15 protein-coding genes are annotated in these 17719 nt (G+C 74.4%); 1 reads left to right on the forward strand and 14 read right to left on the reverse strand.

Annotated elements, in window-relative coordinates:
• Positions 1 to 7: 7 nt before the first annotated feature.
• The 12 genes from ABZ671_RS27045 to ABZ671_RS27100 all read right to left on the reverse strand — a co-directional run bounded on the left by ABZ671_RS27045 (position 8) and on the right by ABZ671_RS27100 (position 14986).
• The gene (locus ABZ671_RS27045; protein WP_357863261.1) at positions 8 to 1756 is read right to left on the reverse strand and encodes a CTP synthase; all 1749 of its coding nucleotides are present in this window, start codon (positions 1754 to 1756) and stop codon (positions 8 to 10) included.
• A 152-nt stretch (positions 1757 to 1908) separates the two neighbouring features.
• Positions 1909 to 4206, reverse strand: a complete 2298-nt coding sequence (locus ABZ671_RS27050; protein ID WP_357863303.1) for a hypothetical protein — start codon at positions 4204 to 4206, stop codon at positions 1909 to 1911.
• A 2-nt stretch (positions 4207 to 4208) separates the two neighbouring features.
• Entirely contained in the window at positions 4209 to 5342 is a 1134-nt protein-coding gene (locus ABZ671_RS27055) for a glycosyltransferase family 4 protein (RefSeq protein WP_357863264.1), read from the reverse strand.
• On the reverse strand, positions 5339 to 7024 hold the full coding sequence (locus tag ABZ671_RS27060; protein ID WP_357863265.1) for a lipid II flippase MurJ: 1686 nt from the start codon (positions 7022 to 7024) through the stop codon (positions 5339 to 5341). The genes ABZ671_RS27055 and ABZ671_RS27060 overlap by 4 nt, the downstream gene beginning before the upstream one ends.
• A 1-nt stretch (position 7025) precedes the next feature.
• Positions 7026 to 7892 carry a hypothetical protein gene (locus tag ABZ671_RS27065; protein ID WP_357863268.1) on the reverse strand — a complete coding sequence of 289 codons (867 nt, stop codon included), beginning with the start codon at positions 7890 to 7892 and terminating at the stop codon, positions 7026 to 7028.
• Positions 7893 to 7980: 88 nt separating this feature from the next.
• Positions 7981 to 8922, reverse strand: coding sequence for a copper transporter (locus ABZ671_RS27070; RefSeq protein WP_357863271.1), 942 nt, complete (start codon positions 8920 to 8922; stop codon positions 7981 to 7983).
• 407 nt (positions 8923 to 9329) lie between these two features.
• The gene (gene steA, locus ABZ671_RS27075) at positions 9330 to 10508 is read right to left on the reverse strand and encodes a putative cytokinetic ring protein SteA (protein WP_357863274.1); all 1179 of its coding nucleotides are present in this window, start codon (positions 10506 to 10508) and stop codon (positions 9330 to 9332) included.
• 136 nt (positions 10509 to 10644) lie between these two features.
• Positions 10645 to 12402, reverse strand: a complete 1758-nt coding sequence (gene recN, locus ABZ671_RS27080; protein ID WP_357863277.1) for a DNA repair protein RecN — start codon at positions 12400 to 12402, stop codon at positions 10645 to 10647.
• A gap of 103 nt (positions 12403 to 12505) precedes the next feature.
• Positions 12506 to 13390 carry an NAD kinase gene (locus ABZ671_RS27085; RefSeq protein ID WP_357863280.1) on the reverse strand — a complete coding sequence of 295 codons (885 nt, stop codon included), beginning with the start codon at positions 13388 to 13390 and terminating at the stop codon, positions 12506 to 12508.
• Positions 13387 to 14247, reverse strand: coding sequence for a TlyA family RNA methyltransferase (locus ABZ671_RS27090; protein ID WP_357863283.1), 861 nt, complete (start codon positions 14245 to 14247; stop codon positions 13387 to 13389). The genes ABZ671_RS27085 and ABZ671_RS27090 overlap by 4 nt, the downstream gene beginning before the upstream one ends.
• 20 nt (positions 14248 to 14267) lie before the next feature.
• On the reverse strand, positions 14268 to 14528 hold the full coding sequence (locus ABZ671_RS27095; RefSeq protein ID WP_357863286.1) for a hypothetical protein: 261 nt from the start codon (positions 14526 to 14528) through the stop codon (positions 14268 to 14270).
• Positions 14525 to 14986 (reverse strand): hypothetical protein, encoded by a 462-nt coding sequence (locus ABZ671_RS27100; protein ID WP_357863289.1) that lies wholly within the window; start codon positions 14984 to 14986, stop codon positions 14525 to 14527. The genes ABZ671_RS27095 and ABZ671_RS27100 overlap by 4 nt, the downstream gene beginning before the upstream one ends.
• Before the next feature lie 114 nt (positions 14987 to 15100).
• On the opposite strand from ABZ671_RS27100, the gene ABZ671_RS27105 reads away from it, so the two are divergent.
• Positions 15101 to 15436 carry an SCP2 sterol-binding domain-containing protein gene (locus tag ABZ671_RS27105; protein ID WP_357863292.1) on the forward strand — a complete coding sequence of 112 codons (336 nt, stop codon included), beginning with the start codon at positions 15101 to 15103 and terminating at the stop codon, positions 15434 to 15436.
• A gap of 17 nt (positions 15437 to 15453) precedes the next feature.
• Here ABZ671_RS27105 and ABZ671_RS27110 read toward each other — a convergent pair whose 3' ends face one another.
• Positions 15454 to 16473, reverse strand: a complete 1020-nt coding sequence (locus ABZ671_RS27110; RefSeq protein WP_357863294.1) for an HAD-IIA family hydrolase — start codon at positions 16471 to 16473, stop codon at positions 15454 to 15456.
• Entirely contained in the window at positions 16470 to 17399 is a 930-nt protein-coding gene (locus ABZ671_RS27115) for a Replicase polyprotein 1ab (RefSeq protein WP_357863306.1), read from the reverse strand. Before ABZ671_RS27115 ends, ABZ671_RS27110 begins: the two co-directional genes overlap by 4 nt.
• Positions 17400 to 17719: the final 320 nt, after the last annotated feature.

The raw sequence follows: 17719 nt of genomic DNA on the forward strand, positions 1-17719 counted from the left end.
CGCTCGCTCACGACGCGGCCTTCGCGGCGGCGGCGCCGTCGCGGGTCGCCTTCGCGGCGGCGGCCTCCGGCGGGGCGGTCGTCAGGTCGACCGGAAGCTGGTCGGCCTCGGAATACGCGACGGTGGCCTGGACGAACGCGGCGAACAGCGGGTGTGGCCGGGTCGGCCGGCTCTTCAGCTCCGGGTGCGCCTGGGTGGCCACGAAGAACGGGTGCAGCTTGCGGTCCAGCTCGACGAACTCGACCAGCCGGCCGTCCGGCGACGTGCCGGAGATGCGCAGCCCGGCCTTGGTGAGCCGGTCGCGGTAGGCGTTGTTCACCTCGTACCGGTGCCGGTGCCGCTCGTTGACCTCGGTGACGCCGTACGCCTCGGCGACCAGGGAACCCTCGGCCAGCTTCGCCGGGTACGCCCCGAGCCGCATGGTGCCGCCCAGATCGCCCTTGCCGGCGACGATGTCCTCCTGGTCGGCCATCGTGGCGATGACCGGGTGCTTGGCCTCCTCGTCGAACTCCAGGGAGTTCGCCCCGTCGAGGCCGGCCAGGTGCCGGGCCACCTCGATGGTCATGCACTGCAGGCCGAGGCAGAGGCCGAGCAGCGGGATGCCGTTCTCCCGGGCGTACCGGGTGGTGCCGATCTTGCCTTCGATGCCGCGGACGCCGAAGCCGCCCGGGATGACGATGCCGTCCACGCCGGCCAGGGCGGCCGCCGCGCCGGCCGGGGTGACGCAGTCGTCGCTGGGCACCCACCGCAGCTGCACCCGGGCCCGGTGACCGAACCCGGCGGCCCGGATCGCCTCGCTCACCGACAGGTACGCGTCGGGCAGGTCGACGTACTTGCCGACCAGCGCCACGGTCACCGTGTGGCGAGGCTGGTGCACCCGGTCCAGCAGGTCGTCCCAGCTGGCCCAGTCGACGTCGCGGAAGGACAGGCCGAGCCGGCGCACCACGTACGCGTCGAGGCCCTCGCGGTGCAGCACCTTCGGGATGTCGTAGATGCTCGGCGCGTCCGGGGCGGCGGTGACCGCCTCCCGGTCCACGTCGCAGTAGAGGGAGAGCTTCTCCTTGACCTTGTCCGGGATGTCCCGGTCGCAGCGCAGCACCAGGGCGTCCGGCTGGATGCCGATGCTGCGCAGCTGCGCCACCGAGTGCTGGGTCGGCTTGGTCTTCAGCTCACCCGACGGCGCCAGGTAGGGCACCAGCGAGACGTGCAGGTAGAAGCAGTTGTCCCGGCCCAGGTCGTGGCGGATCTGGCGGATGGCCTCCAGGAACGGCAGCGACTCGATGTCGCCGACCGTGCCGCCAACCTCGGTGATCACCACGTCCGGGACCTGACCGTCGGCGTCCGGCTCGCCCATGCCGAGAATCCGCGACTTGATCTCGTTGGTGATGTGCGGAATGACCTGGACCGTGTCGCCCAGGTACTCGCCGCGCCGCTCCTTGGCGATCACGGCCGAGTAGATCTGCCCGGTGGTGACGTTCGCCATGCCGGACAGGTCCCGGTCCAGGAACCGCTCATAGTGCCCGACGTCCAGGTCGGTCTCCGCGCCGTCCTCGGTGACGAACACCTCACCGTGCTGGAACGGATTCATCGTCCCCGGGTCGACGTTCAGGTACGGGTCGAGCTTCTGCATCACCACCCGCAGCCCGCGCGCGGTCAGTAGGTTGCCGAGGCTGGAGGCGGTGAGGCCCTTACCCAGCGAGGAGGCGACGCCCCCGGTGACGAAAATGTGCCGGGTCGTCCGTGCTGAAGGGGCCAAGGCCTGCTCCCGTGTCGTCCGTAGCGGTCGTGCGAACCGCCGTGCCGATCAACTGAGTGATCATGCGATCCACGGGATTCCACGGTAACACCTTCCCCGCCCCGGATCGGCGTCGCACCCGCCGTCGGCGCACGTGAAGCCCGGTCCCGCCCTCAGGTGGTGGGCATTTCCGCCGCCGCCGCAGGCCCCTGGGCAGGCACCCGCGCCAGCCGAGCGGGCTCGGCGGTTTCCGTTTCCGCCCGGCCGTCCGTGCCCCCGCCGTCGGGCCCCGCCGACTCGTCCGGGGTCCCGGACCGGCCGGCACCGGCCGGCCGCCCGGCGATCCCCGAATCGGCGGCGCCGGGCCGCCCACGGGGCTGGGTGCGGTCGGTGGCATGGTCGAGCACCCGCAACGCGGCGAGCGCCGCCATCGGCACCACCAGGGCGGCCGCCGCCCCGGCCACGTCCAACGCCACACCGCCCAGCAGCCCGCCGACGCCGGCGGCCACCGCGGTGCCGGCCATCGCGGCCCGGACCGCCGGATAGATGCCGAACAGCCGCACCAGGCCGCCCCAGGGCTGCAGCAGGGCGAGCCAGACCAGCGCCGCGCCGACCAGGGCCAGCACGGTGAGGGGGCTGTGGAACAGGGTCTCGACGTTGGCGGTGCTCGCGCGATGCACGGTGAGCCCGCCGGTGCCCTCACCCAGCGCGGCGAGGAACCGGCCCACACTGCCCCGGTCAGCGGCCGCCCGACGCAGGTCGATCATGGCGAAGCCGACGGTGAGCGCCAGCCCGGCCATGGTGGCCCAGGCCAGCCGGGTCATGGTCAGCCAGCCGCCGGCGCAGATCGCGGCGGCGACGCTCACCCCGGCGGTGAGCGCGATCGCGCCGGTCGAGTCCGCCCCCAGGTAGGGGCTGCCCACCGTCACCACGGCAGCGCCGCCGATCACCACCATGACCATGGGACGCCAGGCCCGGGGGGCCCGCTGGGCCAACCAGCCGCCGCAGAGCAGCGAGCCCGCGATGAACACGCCCAGACCGACCGTGCCGAGGCCGGCGTAGCGGCCGCCGTCCAGGGCCGAATAGCCGATCACGCCGTTGAGCTGCAACCGGGAGCCGGTGAGCACGTCCACGCCGACCACCAGGGTGGCCAACCCGGCGACCGCGCCGAGCGGGCCGAGGGTGCGCCCGTGCCCGGGGCTGAACCGGACCGCAGCGGTGCCCCCGACGATCAGCAGGACCGTCACCGCCGTGAACCACCAGCCCGCGTACTGGCCCCGCCACCAGGGCGCGGCGTCGGCGAGCAGGGCGGCCGGCACGGCGAGCGCGGCGGCGATCAGCAGCAGCTCCACGGTAGCCACCACCCGCCGGGACACCGGTTGCGGCCCGTGCGGGCCGGCGTGCCGGCGAGCCCGGCGCAGCAGCGGCAGCACCGCCACGGCGAGAGCCACCTGGGCGACGGCGAGCAGGGTGAAGAACCAGTCGGCGACCGGGCGCCGCGCACCGGCCTCGCGGTCCGCGTCGGCCGGCACGTCGATCGCGGCACGCAGGTCGGCTGGGCGTCCGCCGACCGGCACCGCGGCGCTGCCCAGGAAGAGCCGCTCCGGCATCGGACGGCCCAACGCGGCCAGGGCGGTAGGCGCCAGGTCCACCAGTTGCAGGTAGCCCTGGCGGGTGGTGCTCGGCGAGGTCAGCCAGCCCCGCTCCCAGCCCGGGCCGTTGGCGACGGCCACATGCAGCCGCGACGGCGTGTCCGTGTCGGAGACACCGGCGACCATGACCAGCGAACGGGGTGGCCGGGCGGCGAGCACCCGGACGAGCCGGGCGTCGGCCTGCCGGGCCTGATCCGCCCGGACCGCCGGGTCCGCGCTGTCGACGGTGCCCAGGTCGACGATGCTCAGCACGCAGGAACCGAGCAGACCCGCCGGATCGGCGGGCAGGTCCGGTGCGTAGCGGTCGACCCGGCCGAACGGGCGCGCGGCGGCCACCGCCGCGCCCGGCCCGACCGCCACCGAGCAGCGCACCGACTCCGACAGCGCGCCGGGCGTCGCGCCCCAGGCGAGCTGGTCCCGGTTGTGTGCGACAACGTTCTCCTGGTCGGGCAGGTAGGCGCCGATCCCGTCGGGCTGCTCGACAGCCACCCCCGCCGCCGGACAGCCCCCGCCGGGGCGGCTGCCGTGCCAGGCAGCGAAGTTGCCGGCGCCGAGGGTCAGCCAGCCGTCGACCGGGCAGGTCGGCCGGTGCGCGGAGCGCACCGCGAGGGAGCCGATGGAGCCCTCCTCGGCCAACCGCCACAGGGCCGGGGTGATCTCCGGGTCGACGTCGTCCCAGCGCAGCCCGGCCACCCCGGCCAGCACCACGAAGTCGGCGCTGTGTTCGGGGTCGCCGGTGCCGGGCCGGGCGGACAGCGCGGTGATGCCGAGAGCCACCACGAGCAGGGTCAGCAGGACGGGGATGAGTCTGCGCATCACCATCACCGGTTGGCCGCTGAAGGTTCGGGAGCCAGCTCGGCGTAGAGCGCGGCCAGGGCGGCCACGGTGTCCGCCTCGGTCGGCCAGGTCGCGGCGCGGGCGGCGCCCCGACGGGCCAGGTCGGCCCGGCGGGAGTCGTCGTCCAGCAGGTCGCGGACCGCCGCGTCGATCGCGTCGACGTCCCCGGCGGGAACCAGCACCGCGCCGTCGCCGACCAGGTCCGGCAGCCCGCCCACGGCGGTCGCCACCAGCGGCACGCCGGCGCGTAGCGCCTCCTGAGCGAAGAGTTGGCGGGCCTCCCAGTCGCTGGTCACCACGGCCAGGTCCGCGCCGGCCAGCAGGTCGGCCACGTCGGTGCGGTGCCCGAGCAGGGTCACCGGCGCCCGGGTGGTCGAGATCCGCGCGGCGAGTTGGAGGTACGCGGGCCCGCTGCCGGCGATCAGCACCTGCGGCGCCGACGCCCGGGTACGCCACCGGGCGGCCGCGTCGACCAGGATGTCGTACCGCTTCTGCGGGTGCAGCCGGCCCACGGAGAGGATCAGCGGCCGGTCGGCGGCGAGCCCGAACTCGGCCCGTACGGCGGCCCGGCGGCGGCGCGGCGCGGGCAGCGCCGGCGCGGCGACCGGGGCGAGACGGGCGTCGGGCGCGCCGAGCGCGGCGGCCCGCTCCACCAGGTCGTTGGAGGCGCCCAGTGCCACCCGGACGGAGCGGGCGACGATCCGCTCGGCGAGCCGGGACAGCCGCCCGCGCAGCCCGCCGGCGAGGACGGCGTTGTGCCAGGTGACCACCAGCGGCGCGGCCGGCCGGGCGAGGACGGCGACCAGGCCGGCCCGCAGCCCGTGCGCGTGTACGACGTCGACCCCGGTGGCGGCGAGCGCCCGACGCAGCGCGGCGACGGCCCGCGCGTCGGCCGGGGTGGGGCTTGCCGGGATCTCCACCGGCACGAACCGGGCGCTCACCCCGATGAAGTCGAACTGGTCCTGGGTGGCGGCCGGACCGCAGACCAGCACGGACACCCCGGCGGCGGTCAGCCCCCGGGCCACCGAGCGGATGTGTTGCCCCACCCCGCCGGTGCTGGAGGCGAGCACCAGGGCCACCGAGCCGGGCCACCGCGGCGCCGACGAGGCGTCCGTCATGAGGTCACGGTCTCCTTCCCGTCGCCTTGATCCGTGGGGCGCTGCTCCACCTGCGTGCCGGTCCTCTCCGGCGGTCGCCGCCGCCCGAGCCGACGGGTCACTGCGGTGAGCAGCGGCCGGACGTCCCGCGCGTCGGTCAGCCAGGCTACGGCGAGGAACAGCGCGCCGACCACGGCTCCGGACAGCATGCCCTGCAGAAGCGCCTGCGCCGTCGTCGGGGTGCCGAGGCCGGCGAGCCAGCGGGACGTGGCCGCCCCGCCGAGCCCGGCCACCGCCGCGGCGAGCAGGCCGGCGGCCCCGGCCCGGCCGACGCCGGCCAGTGCGGTCCGCCCGGCGGTGCGGAGCACGGCGGCGATCAGCAGGGCGCCGAGCACCAGCATGCCGGCGGAGGTGGCCAGGGCCACCGCCAGGACCCGGTCGGCAAGCGGCAGCAGCCACCCGAGCAGGACCGCCAGCACTGGCACGGTCAGCCAGCCCACGGCGGTGGCGACGCTCGCCGACCGGGTCTCGCCGCGGGCGTACAGGGCCCGGGTGAGCACGGCGAACAGGCCGTAGCCGACCAGGCCGGGGGCGAAACCGGCGATGGCGGCCGCGGCCGGGCCGGCGAGGTGCGGCGCGAAGAAGAAGTGCCCGACCGGGATGGCCGTGCCGACCAGCGCGGCGGCGCCGAGCAGGCTGAACAGCACCACCCCGCGTACCGCCGGGGCGAGGGTTTCCCGGTAGGTCCGCTCGTCGCCGGCCGCCCGGGCCGCTGCCAGGGTCGGGTACGCGGCCACGGCCAGCGGCACGGCCAGCACCGACCACGGCAGGAAGTAGACCGTCTGGGCGAGGTTGTAGACGCCCAGGTTGGCCTTCGACCCGTAGGACACCTGGTTGAGCGCCACTATCAGGGCGATCTGCTGCGCGGCGATGGTGACCACCCCGGCGACGGCCAGCGCGCCGACCCGGGCCCGGGCGTCGGCGGGGAACCGGAAGCCCGGCCGCAGCGGCAGCCGCAGCCGGCGCAGCGGGATGAGCAGGGACAGCGACAGGACCACCACGCCGAGCGTGGTGCCGCCGGAGAGCAGCAGCTCACCGCCTCCGCCGACCTCGCTGACGGTGGCCAGCCGCCCCTCGACGGCGGTGAAGCCGAGGTAGACCGCGATGACGGTGATGCTGGACAGCAGCGGGGCGATCACCGGCCAGGCGAAGCGCCGGTGCGCCTGGAGCACCCCGGTCAGCACGATGCCCACGCCGTACAGCGGCAGCTGGGGGGCGAACAGCCGCAGCATCCGTGCCCCGACCTGCTGTTGGACCTCGTTGAGGCCGCCCCCCTGCAGCGAGACCAGCGGGTCGGCCAGCAGCGCGACCAGCAGCGCGAGGGGCACCAGCAGGGCGAGCACCCAGGTGAGCAGGGCGCCGGTGGTGGCGGCCACGGCCCGCCGGTCGCCCGCCTCGGCCGCCCCGGCCAGCAGCGGTACGACGAGACTGGCCAGCGCCCCACCGGCGACGATCTCGAAGATGAAGTTCGGCAGGTTGTTCGCCACCAGGTACGCGCCGCCGAGGTCGGTGGGGGCGAGCGTCCAGGTGAAGACGGCGGTACGGCCGAAGCCGGCGAGCCGGCTCACCACGGTGAGCACGGCGATGAGCGCGGCCGCTCCGGCCACCCGGCCGGCGCCGGCGAGAGGTGCCGGTTTTTTCACATCAGTCCGCGAGCCGGCCCAGCGCGTCGATCTCCCGCAGCCCCGGGGTCCGCTGGATGACCTGAGTGAAGCTGACCTTCTCGCTGGCGGCGGTGAGCGCGGCGAGCACGGCGAGCACGCCGGCCCGGCCGAGCGGGCCGGTGCGCGCGGCCAGGCTCACCCCGAGCAGCGCGCCGAGCGCGTTGGCGCCGCTGTCGCCGAGCATCACCCGCTCGTCGAGGTCGTCGCGGACCAGCCCGGCGGCGGCGCCGACCGCGCCCGCGGCGATCCCCCCGTACGGGCCGGCGGACAGCGGCGCGCCGAGCAGCATGCCCGCCTTCAACGCCCGGCCGGGGCGCAGGTCGAGCAGGTTGACCAGGTTGGCGGTACCGGCCACCACGCCGGCGCCGAGCAGCACGTCAATCCCACGGCCGACGGCGCCGGCCCGCTGCCGGCGGGGGTGGGCGGCGACCCGGCGATCGGCGGCCAGCAGCGCGGCGGCGCCGAGGCCGGCCGCCCCCACCCCGACGATCTTGACGAGCCCGGCGGTGACCCGCCCCTCGCGCAGCGCGGCGAGGTGCCCGGCGAAGCCCTTGGCGGCTCTCTGCTCGGGGCGCGCGCCGACAATGTCGTCGTACAGCCCGACCGTGCCGGCACCCACCCCGGCGAGCAGGGCGGCGGCGCCGGCGGGGGCGCTGCCCGCACCGAGCGCACCCGCGGTCGCGGCCCCGACGGCCAGGGCCGGGCCGGCGGCCAGGGTGACCGTGCGGCCCCGGAAATTGGTGCGCTCCAGCGCCGGCGCGCTCGGGCAGGTGCGCACCTCCCGCAGTACGTAGCGGGCGGCGGCCACCCCCGCGCCGACGGCAAGCAGCCGACCCCACCTGGTCACGCGACCCCTCCGATCCGGATGTCATGCCCGACGCGACGCCGACCGCACAGCAGCCGGCCCCGCACGCCCGCCGCCTCGCGACGCTCGCTCACTGCGGCAGTTTAGGCAGCAGCCCTCCCGAGGCGTTGTCCCCGACACCGTACTGGCCGGCCTTCTTCTCGGTCAGCCGCTCCACCAGGGCGAGCGCGGTGACCAGCTGGCCCTGCACGGTGTTGGCGTCGTCGACGGTCGAGATGCTCTGGGAGAGCACCGCGTCGCTCCGGACCGCGTTGACCACGTTGCCGCCCGCCGAGCCCATGCCGCCCACCACGATCGGGCCGTTGCGCTCGAACTGTTCGACGATCTTCACCACCGAGTCGTCCTTCTTCGCCGAGTCCTTGTCGACGTACGGCTGCCCACTGACCAGCACGACCGCCTCGGCGGGCCCGGCGACCTTGTCCGGTGCGGTGAGGTATCCGGCGTTCGTGTACGCCTGCAGCACCGTCCGGCGGTCCCCGTCGGTGACCGCCGGGGTGCCCTGCGGCCGGTCCAGCAGGACGCTGGCCAGCAGCGCGCTGGAGGTCTCCACGCCGTGCCCGTTGCCCGGCAGGTTGGTGGAGACGCTGTTCGGGCGGGAGGCGGTGACGGCCAGCTCGAGCAGGTTGTTGGTGCTGTCCGGGTTGATGAACTTGTCCTGGACGTCGACCCGGCCGGCGACGTGGGCCCCGGCAAGCTGGAGCATCTTCACCACGCCCTCGGTGTGGTCGCGGCCGCTGGGCAGGGTGAGCACCAGTACCCGCCGGCCGGTCAGCTTGCCCGGGAGCAGGAGCTGCGCCATCCCGGCGGCGAACTGCTCCTCCTGGTCCAGTTCCTTCTGCATGCTGTTGACCGTCTGGCGCATCTGCTGGTTGTCCTTGCGCAGCCCGTTGACGGTCTCCCTGAGCGAGTCGGCGACCGGCCCGTTGAGGGCGGCCGTACCGACCACCAGGCCGATCGCCAACGCCAGGAAGACCGCGGTCAGGGACACCACGTGGTAGCGGAAGTTGATCACGCTTGCAGCCTCTTGATCGGTCGGGGGGAGTCAGTGCCTCGTCGGTGAACGTTCACGGTGCGCCTCCGGTCGGCGCCGCAGAAAATCGTCGTACGGGTGGTCTGGTTCGTGCCTCGTCGTCGGGTCCTGCCGCTCCTCAGGTGATGCGTCGCACGGCGCGGGTCGGTCCGCGGGTGACGGCTGGGCGGCGGCGGGGTTTCGGGCTGCTGCGCACAACCGGTGACGTGTGCACCCGCGCAATCGAGGTCAGCACCGGGCCGCGCCATCGCCGGGACACGCCCTTGGCAGGCTATCAGGAGTTGTTCGGGGCGCTGCCCGAGTCGAAGCTGGGCACAGCCGGCGGGCTGGACCGCTCGCCACCCGGCGAGGATCCACGACACCGCGTCGGCACTCCGATGGCCCGCGCACTAGAAGAGCTGGCCGAGTTGGAACACGAAATTGTCCCACCATTCGGAGACCACGCCCAGATACGCCTTCCCCACGGTGGAGACCGCCACCGCGGAGGCCATCGCGGCCACCGCCGAGAGGACCAGCAGAAGCAGGGACGAGCCGGAGATGCCCTGCCGGTAGAGCCGGCTCACGCCCTTGGCGTCGACCAGCTTGCCGCCCACCTTCAACCGGGTCAGGAAGGTCGAGGCCATCCCGCCCCGGCCCTTGTCGAGGAACTCCACCAGGGTGGCGTGGGTGCCGACGGCCACCAGCAGGGAGGCGCCCTTCTCGTCGGCCAGCAGCATGGCCAGATCCTCGCTGGTGGCCGCGGCCGGGAAGGTGATCGCCGGCACGCCGAGTCCCTCCACCCGGGCCAGGCCCGGGGCACGACCGTCCGGGTAGGCGTGCACGACCACCTCAGCGCCGCAGCGCAGCACGTCGTCGGTGACCGAGTCCATGTCACCGATGATCATGTCGGGGGTATAGCCGGCCTCGACCAACGCGTCCGCGCCGCCGTCCACGCCGATCAGCACGGGCTTGAACTCCCGGATGTAGGGGCGCAGCACGTCCAGGTCGGCCTTGTAGTCGTAACCGCGGACCACGATCAGGCAGTGCCGTCCCTGGATCTGGGTCTGGATCTCCGGCACGCCGACGCCGTCGAGCAGCAGGTCGCGCTCCTGCCTGAGGTAGTCCATGGTGTTGGCGGCGAAGGCCTCCAACTGGACCGACAGCCCCTCCCGGGCGTCGGCCATCGACTTGGCCACCGACTCGGCGTCCTGCAGGGCGCCGTGCCCGACCGGCTCGTCACCGACGTAGACGGTGTTGCCCTCGATCCGGACGACGTCGCCCTCCCGGACCTGCTCGAAAACGCTCTCGCCGAGGTCGTCCAGGAGTGGGATGCCGGCGGAGATCAGCACCTCGGGGCCGAGGTTCGGATAACGCCCGGAAACCGACGGCTTGGCGTTGAGCACCGCGGCAACCCCGACCGCGACCAGCGAGTCGGCCGCCACCCGGTCCAGGTCGACGTGGTCGATGACCGCGATGTCCCCGGGCCGGAGCCGGCCGACCAGCCGCTTCGTCCGGCGATCGAGCCGCGCGGTGCCAAGGATCGAGCCCGGTTCCGCGTTCCGGGTCCGGCGCAACGTGGGTAGACGCATCGTGACCATCCTGGCATGTGAGGCAGGTTTTGCTGTCGCGACATGCCTCACTGTCGCGACATGTCTGAGCAGGGTCGCCTACCCAGGGAAGCACACCGGAGCGGGGGCCGGTGTGCTTGCCGTCACAAACCTGAGATCACGGACGCCTTTCCTTGGCCGCCACGGCCAGGAGTTCCTCGGCATGCGCGATACCCAGGTCGGAATCCGGCAAACCCGCGAGCATCCGGGCCAGTTCCCGGGCCCGCTCAGTGTCCTCCACCACCCGGACCCCGCTGGTGGTCACCGCTCCCCCGGTGTCCTTCGCTACCACCAGGTGGCGGTCGGCGAACGCGGCGACCTGCGGCAGGTGGGTGACCACCAGGACCTGGTGACTGCGGGCCAGCCGGGCCAGCCGCCGGCCGATCTCCACCGCCGCCTGCCCGCCAACCCCGGCGTCGACCTCGTCGAAGACCAACGTGGGCGGCCCGCCGGAACCGGCGAAGACCACCTCGATGGCGAGCATCACCCGGGACAACTCACCGCCGGAGGCGCCCCGCTGCAACGGCAACGCGGGAGCGCCCGGATGCGCCAGCAGGCGCAGCTCCACCTCGTCGGCACCGTCCGGGCCGACCCCGGCCTCGACCCCGTTGACCGGGAGGCTCGGCTCGGCCCGCCCGGCCGGACGCGGCAGCACCGCCACCTCGATCCGGGCGTGCGGCATGGCCAGCCCGGCCAGCTCGACGGTGACCTGCTCGGCGAAGCGACCCGCAGCCTCCTGACGCGAGGTGGAGACGCGACCGGCCAGCTCGGCCACCTCCGCGGCCAGCCGGGACGCCTCCCGGTCCAGCTCGTCGAGCAGGTCATCGGAGGTATCCAGGTCGGACAACCGGGTACGCGCCCGCTCAGCCCACGCGATCACCCCGTCGACGTCGTCGGCGTACTTGCGGGTCAGCCCGCGCAGCGCCGCCCGCCGCTCGTAGACAGCCTGCAGGCGGGCCGGGTCAGCGTCCAGCCCGGCGAGGTAGGCCGACAGCTCCGCGGACACGTCGGCGACCAGAGCCGCCGCCTCCTCCAGCCGCCCGGCCAGCTCGCCGAGCGCCGGATCGGTGCCGGCCTGCGCCTCAAGCGCGCGCCGGGCGGTGCCGAGCAGAGCGGCGGCGTCGGGGGTGTCGTCGGCCGCCTCCACGCCACCGGCCACACACTGCTGGGCCAGCTGAGCCGCCGTCCGGAGCCCCTCGGCGTGCTCCAGACGCTGCGCCTCCGCCTTCAGCTCGTCGTCCTCGCCCGGCTGCGGATCGACCCGGGTGATCTCGTCAAGACCGAGGCGGAGCAGATCCGCCTCCTGGTTGCGTTCCCGGGCGTTGCGCCGCCGGTCGGCCAGGTCGTCGACCACCGCCCGCCACCGCGTGTGCGCCTCGCGCAGTGCGTCGAGCAACTTCTCGTGCTCGGGGCCGGCGAACCGGTCCAGCGCGGCCCGCTGCTCGGCCGGGCGCAACAGGCGCAGCTGGTCGGACTGGCCGTGCACGGCCACCACCTGATCGCCCACCTCGCCCAGCATCGACACCGGCATGCTCCGGCCGCCGAGGTGCGCCCGGGACCGGCCCTCCACGGTGACCGTGCGACTGAGCAGCAGCGAACCGTCCTCGTCAGCCTCGCCGCCGGCGTCGGCGATCCGGGCGTGCACCGTCGCGGCCACCCGGCCGTGCAGGCGCAGCCGCCCCTCCACCACCGCACGACCCGGTTGGGCCCGCACCCGGCCGGCGTCCGCCCGGCCGCCGAAGAGCAGACCGAGGCCGGTCACCACCATGGTCTTGCCCGCACCGGTCTCCCCGGTGATGACGTTCATCCCGCCGGTCAACGGCAGCGTGGTGTCCTCGATGACGCCCAGTCCGGTGATACGCAGCTCTTCCAGCACAGCACCCGACAGTAGACGCGGGCCCCGACAGTTGACCAGCCGGCACGGGCGGCCCCGTCCGCCCCGCTGGGCGAACCGGTCCCCGTGCGGCTCCGCGCCTCCGTCAGCGGCGGCTGCCGCGCCAACCCTGAACGGGCAGGTCGAACTTGGCCACCAGCCGGTCGGTGAACGGGCGCGCCCGCAGCCGGACGACCCGCACCGGCAGCGCACCCCGGCGCACCGTGATCCGGGCACCCGGGGGCAGGTCATACACCCGCCGGCCGTCGCAGCTCAGCACCGCGAGGGTGGTGAACGGGTCGACCGTGATCGCGAAGGTGGACGTCGGCGCGGTCACCAGCGGACGGCTGAACAGCGCATGCGCACTGATCGGCACCAGCAGCAGCGCCTCCACCTCCGGCCAGACCACTGGGCCGCCGCCGGAGAACGCGTACGCGGTGGAGCCGGTCGGAGTCGCGCAGACCACCCCGTCGCAGCCGTACCGGGACAACGGCCGACCGTCCACGTCGACCAGCAGCTCGAGCATCTGGGCGCGGACGCCCTTCTCCACGCTGATCTCGTTCAACGCCCACGACTCGATCATCGGACCGCCGTCGAACTCGGCGGTCACATCGAGGGTGAGCCGTTCGTCCACGGTGTAGTTTCGCCCGACCACGTCGCGTACCGCGCTGTCCAGGTCGTCGATCTCCGCCTCGGCGAGGAAACCGACCTTGCCGAGGTTGATGCCGAGCAGCGGCACCTTCGCCGGCCGCGCCAACTCCGCGGCCCGCAGGAACGTGCCATCCCCGCCGAGGGCGAAGACGATCTCGGCGCCCTCGGCGGCCTCCAGGCCGGTCACCGGCACCACCCCGGGCAGGTCCAAGTCGTCGGCTTCCTCCGCCACCACCCGTACCTCGAAACCGGCCGCGATGAGGTCGGCCGCAACCGCCCGCGCGTGCTCGGTGCTGCGTCGACGGCCGGTGTGCGTCACCAGCAGAGCGGTCCGGCTCACCCGGGCACCTCCTCGCTCGCGGAACCCACAGTGTCAGCCGGGGACGGGAATCCCTGCGGGCCCGCGGCCACCACCGCGCGCACCCGCTCGGGGTCCGCGGCCGGTGCGTCCCGGCGTAACCATACGAAGAACTCGACGTTGCCGCTCGGCCCCGGCAGCGGACTGGCGGCCACGTCGGCCAGCCCCAGACCGAGCTGTGCCGCCGCAGCGGCCACGTCGAGCACCGCCTCGGCGCGCAGCGCCGGGTCGCGGACCACCCCGCCCGCACCGACCCGCTCCTTGCCCACCTCGAACTGCGGCTTGACCATCAACGCCAGGTCACCGCTCGGCTTCGTGCAGCCGGCCAGCGCCGGCAGCACCAGCCGCAGCGAGATGAACGACAGGTCGGCCACCGTCAGGTCGACCGCGCCGCCGACGACCTCCGGAGCGAGGGTGCGCACGTTGGTGCGCTCGAAGACGTGCACCCGGTTGTCCGTGCGCAGCGGCCAGGCCAGCTGACCGTAGCCGACGTCGACCGCCACCACCTCGGCGGCGCCGGCGCGCAGCAACACGTCGGTGAAGCCGCCGGTGGAGGCGCCGGCGTCCAGGCAGCGTCGGCCGGCCACGGTCAGCCCGCCGGGCGCGAACGCGGCGAGCGCCCCGGCCAGCTTGTGCCCGCCCCGTGAGACGTATTCCGTGGTGGGGTCCGCGCCGGTGACCAGCAGCGGGTCGGCCGGGTCGACCATCGCGGCGGGTTTGCGGGCGGGCACTCCGCGTAGCCGTACGCGGCCGGCCTCCACCAGCGCGGCCGCCTGCTCGCGGGATCGGGCCAGACCGCGACGGACGAGTTCGGCATCCAGTCGGGTGCGACGTGCCATGCGGGGTTCTCTCCGGTCAGTCAGGTCTGGTCGATACTGGCCAGCGTCTCGCGCAACGTCTCGTACGCCGCCTCGTACTGGGCGATCTGATCCGCCGGGGAGAGCGCCTCGGCGTTGATCATGGCTTGGACGGCGGCGTCCACCGCCGGGTGCCGGACGATGTCGCCGAGCTCCTCGACCGGCGCCGGCCGCACTCCGGGCGGCGGCCCGGGCCGGGGGCCACCGGGCGGCGGTCCCGAGCGCGGGGCCGGCGGCGGTCCGGGACGGTACGAGCCGGTCACGACCCGGCACCCCCGGACGTCCGCTTAGGGGCGGCGGCCTTCTTCGCCACAGCCTTCTTCGCCACAGCCTTCGTCGGCGCGGCCTTCGTCGGCGCGGCCTTCGTCGGCGCGGGCACCGAGCCGGTCGGCGCCGCCTGGACACCAGAGGTCGGGGCGGCTGTGGCCTCGCGCAGCTGCCGTTCCAGCTCGCGCACCCGACGGGTCAGCTCGCCGACCTCATCGGCGGTGGCCAGCCCGACCGCGCCCAACGCCCGGTCCACCTCGAAGCGGATCAGCTTGGTCAACGCCTCCCGGTTGGCCATGCCGGTGGAGACGAGCTCCTCGGCGAGCGCCTGCAGCTGGGCCGCGGTCGCGCCCCCCTGGTCGACAACGCGTCGCACCGCGTCCTGGGCCTTCTTCCGGGGCGCCTCCGTCAGGCCCATGGCCAGCTCGAGATAGGCGCGCCACGCGTCCTGCATGCCTGAGAGTCCTTCCGCGGGGCGAGTGTGCTGGTGTCACGCTACCGGGCACCCCGGACACCCCATTGCGGTACCGTGCCGAGGGTACGGCGTGGCGCGTGGTGAGGAGATGATGTGGCCAGCGTGGACGAGTGCCGACAGGCGTTACAGGAGTTGGCCGCTCGGCTGGACCGGCATGCCGAGGCGCAAGGTCGGATCGACCTGGAACGCACCCTGGCCTGCCGGATCACCGATCTGGACACCGCGTTCCACGCCCGCATCGAGGGAGGCCGGCTGGTCGACCTGACCGACGGCGACGACCCGAACGCCAAGATCGCGCTCAGCACCAGCAGCGACGACCTGGTCGCGATGGTCCACGGCCAGCTCGACATGGCCAAGGCATTGGGCGCCCGCCGAGTATCCATCAAGGCGAACCCGTTCGACCTGATGAAGCTGCGCAAGCTGCTCTGACCTACGGCGGCGATCGGTCAGGCGGGCAGGCCCAGCGCAGCGAGAGCGTCCACCGCCGCCGGGGAGGCCGGTCGCACCCGCGGATGGGCCGCCGTCGACCAGGCCACCGCGCAGAGCGCAGCGAGCGCGTCGAGCGGGCGTCCCGCACCGTCGAGGGCCAGCCCGCCGTCGGTTTCGGTCACCGACCAACCGCCGGCGTCGGGCGTACCCGGCACCCGGACCACCACCGCCGGGTCGAACAACCCGGCCAGATCGACCGACACGTACGTCGGCCGGCGCCGCTCGGGTGCGGCCAGCAGCTCGAGTACGTCGCTGACACCGGTGAGCACCAGCAGACTGTCCAGACCGGCCCGGCGGGCACCTTCGATGTCGGTGTCCAAGCGATCGCCGACCACCAGGGTCCGCCCCCCACCAGCCCGACGGGCAGCAGTGGCGAACAGCGCCGGTTCCGGCTTGCCCACCACCACGTCCGGGTCCCGCCCCAACGCGGTACGCAGCGCCGCGACCAGGGAACCGTTGCCCGGCAGCGGACCACGCGGGCTGGGCAGCGTCCGGTCGGTGTTCGTCGCGTACCAGGTCGCACCCGCCCGCACCGCCAGGGACGCCTCGGCCAGGTCGACCCAGCCGACCTCCGGCCCGTAGCCCTGGGCCACGGCGGCGGGCTGCTCGTCGACCGTCGACACCGGGCGCAGCCCGACGGCCCGCAACTCCGCCCGCAGCGCCTCCGCCCCCACGACCAGCACCGGCGCCCCGGCCGGCAGCCGGTCGCGCAGCAGCTCGGCGGTGGCAGCGGCCGAGGTGAGCACCTCCTCCGGCCGGGCCGGCACGCCCATGCCGGTGAGCAGATCCGCCACCTCGCTGGACCGACGGGAGGCGTTGTTGGTCGCGTACGCCACCGCCCGCCCCTCGGCATGCAGCCGGCCGACCGCCTCGACCGCGCCGGGGATCGGGCGGTCGATCAGATAGATCACCCCATCCAGGTCGAAGACGACCAGGGTGTACCCGTCGACCAGCCGTTCCCCGGCGCTCGTGGTCACCGGCGGTCCGCCTCCACCCCGCGATCCGGGGCGGCATCGCCGTCCGCAGCGTCCGGAGCCTCGTCCGCGGCGACCGGCGCGTCGTCGTCCCGGTTCCGCTCGGCGTCCGAGGCCTCGGCCGACGCGTCGCCGGCGAGCGAGCCCGCCTCGGCGCCGGTCAGTTCGTCCTCGCCAAGGTCCGTGCCGTCCCCGTCGCGGTACCCGACCGGCGCGTCATCGCCATCCCCAACCTCGTCCGGCTCGTCGCGGCGGCCCGCACCCGCGTCACCGTCCGGCTCGTCGTGCACCGCGTCGAGGTCGTCGTCCTCCTCGTCGTCGCCCTCGATCACCACGCCGTCGAGTTCCAGCAGCCGCTCGGCCGCGTCGGTCTCGCCCTCGGCGTCCACGTCGGCGGCCCTGGAGAACCACTCCCGCGCTTCCGCGCGCCGCCCCACGGCCAGCAGGGCGTCCGCGTACGCGTAGCGCAGCCGCGCCGCCCACGGCTCCGACGAGTCGGTGGTCAGCTCGGGGACCTGCAGCATCGCCACAGCCGCGTCCTTCTGCCCGAGATCACCCCGGGCCCCGGCGGCGACGATCAGCAGTTCGATCGCGACGGGCTGGTCGAGCTTCTCCCGGTCCGCGCCGCGGAACAGGTCGACCGCCCGCTCCGGCCGGCCCAGCGCCCGCTCGCAGTCGGCCAGCACCGCCAGGTGGCTCTGGAAGCCGGTCATCCGGTGGTACGTGCGCAGCTCGGCGATGCCGGTCTGCCACTCGCCAGCGTGGTACGCGGCCAGCCCGACCGCCTCCCGGACCGCGGCGATCCGCGCGGCGAGCCGGCGAGCGGCCAGCGCGTGCGCGAGCGCCTCCGCCGGGTGCTCGTCAATCAGCAGGCCGGTCGCGACCAGGTGCCGGGCGACGGTCTCCGCCACCGGCTTGGCCAGCGACAGCAGCTCGGCCCGGACGGTCGAATCGAGGTCGCTGGCGACCACCTCGTCCGGCAGCGCCGGCGCGGCAGCCCGCTCGGTCTCACGTCCCTCGACACGCTCCCACCGGTCGTCGCGGCGCTCCCCCTGCGGGCCGTGACCACCCGGCTGGCGGCGCTCGCCATAGCCGCGGCGTTCCCCGTCCCGCTCGGTACGCTCCCGGGCGCCCCGAAAACCACCCGGACGACTGTCGTCGCGCCGGAAGCCGCCCTCGCGGCTGTCGTCGCGCCGGAAGCCACCCTCACGGCGCTCGCCGCCACCGAAGCCGCCCTCGCGCCGCTCCT

It is taken from the genome of Micromonospora sp. NPDC006766 (assembly GCF_040636055.1).
GTDB lineage: Bacteria > Actinomycetota > Actinomycetes > Mycobacteriales > Micromonosporaceae > Micromonospora.

Coding starts and splice junctions, on each gene's coding strand:
- ABZ671_RS27055 (WP_357863264.1), bottom strand. CDS start 5,342: ATGACGGACGCCTCGTCGGCGCCGCGGTGGCCCGGCTCGGTGGCCCTG.
- steA (WP_357863274.1), bottom strand. CDS start 10,508: ATGCGTCTACCCACGTTGCGCCGGACCCGGAACGCGGAACCGGGCTCG.
- ABZ671_RS27090 (WP_357863283.1), bottom strand. CDS start 14,247: ATGGCACGTCGCACCCGACTGGATGCCGAACTCGTCCGTCGCGGTCTG.
- ABZ671_RS27100 (WP_357863289.1), bottom strand. CDS start 14,986: ATGCAGGACGCGTGGCGCGCCTATCTCGAGCTGGCCATGGGCCTGACG.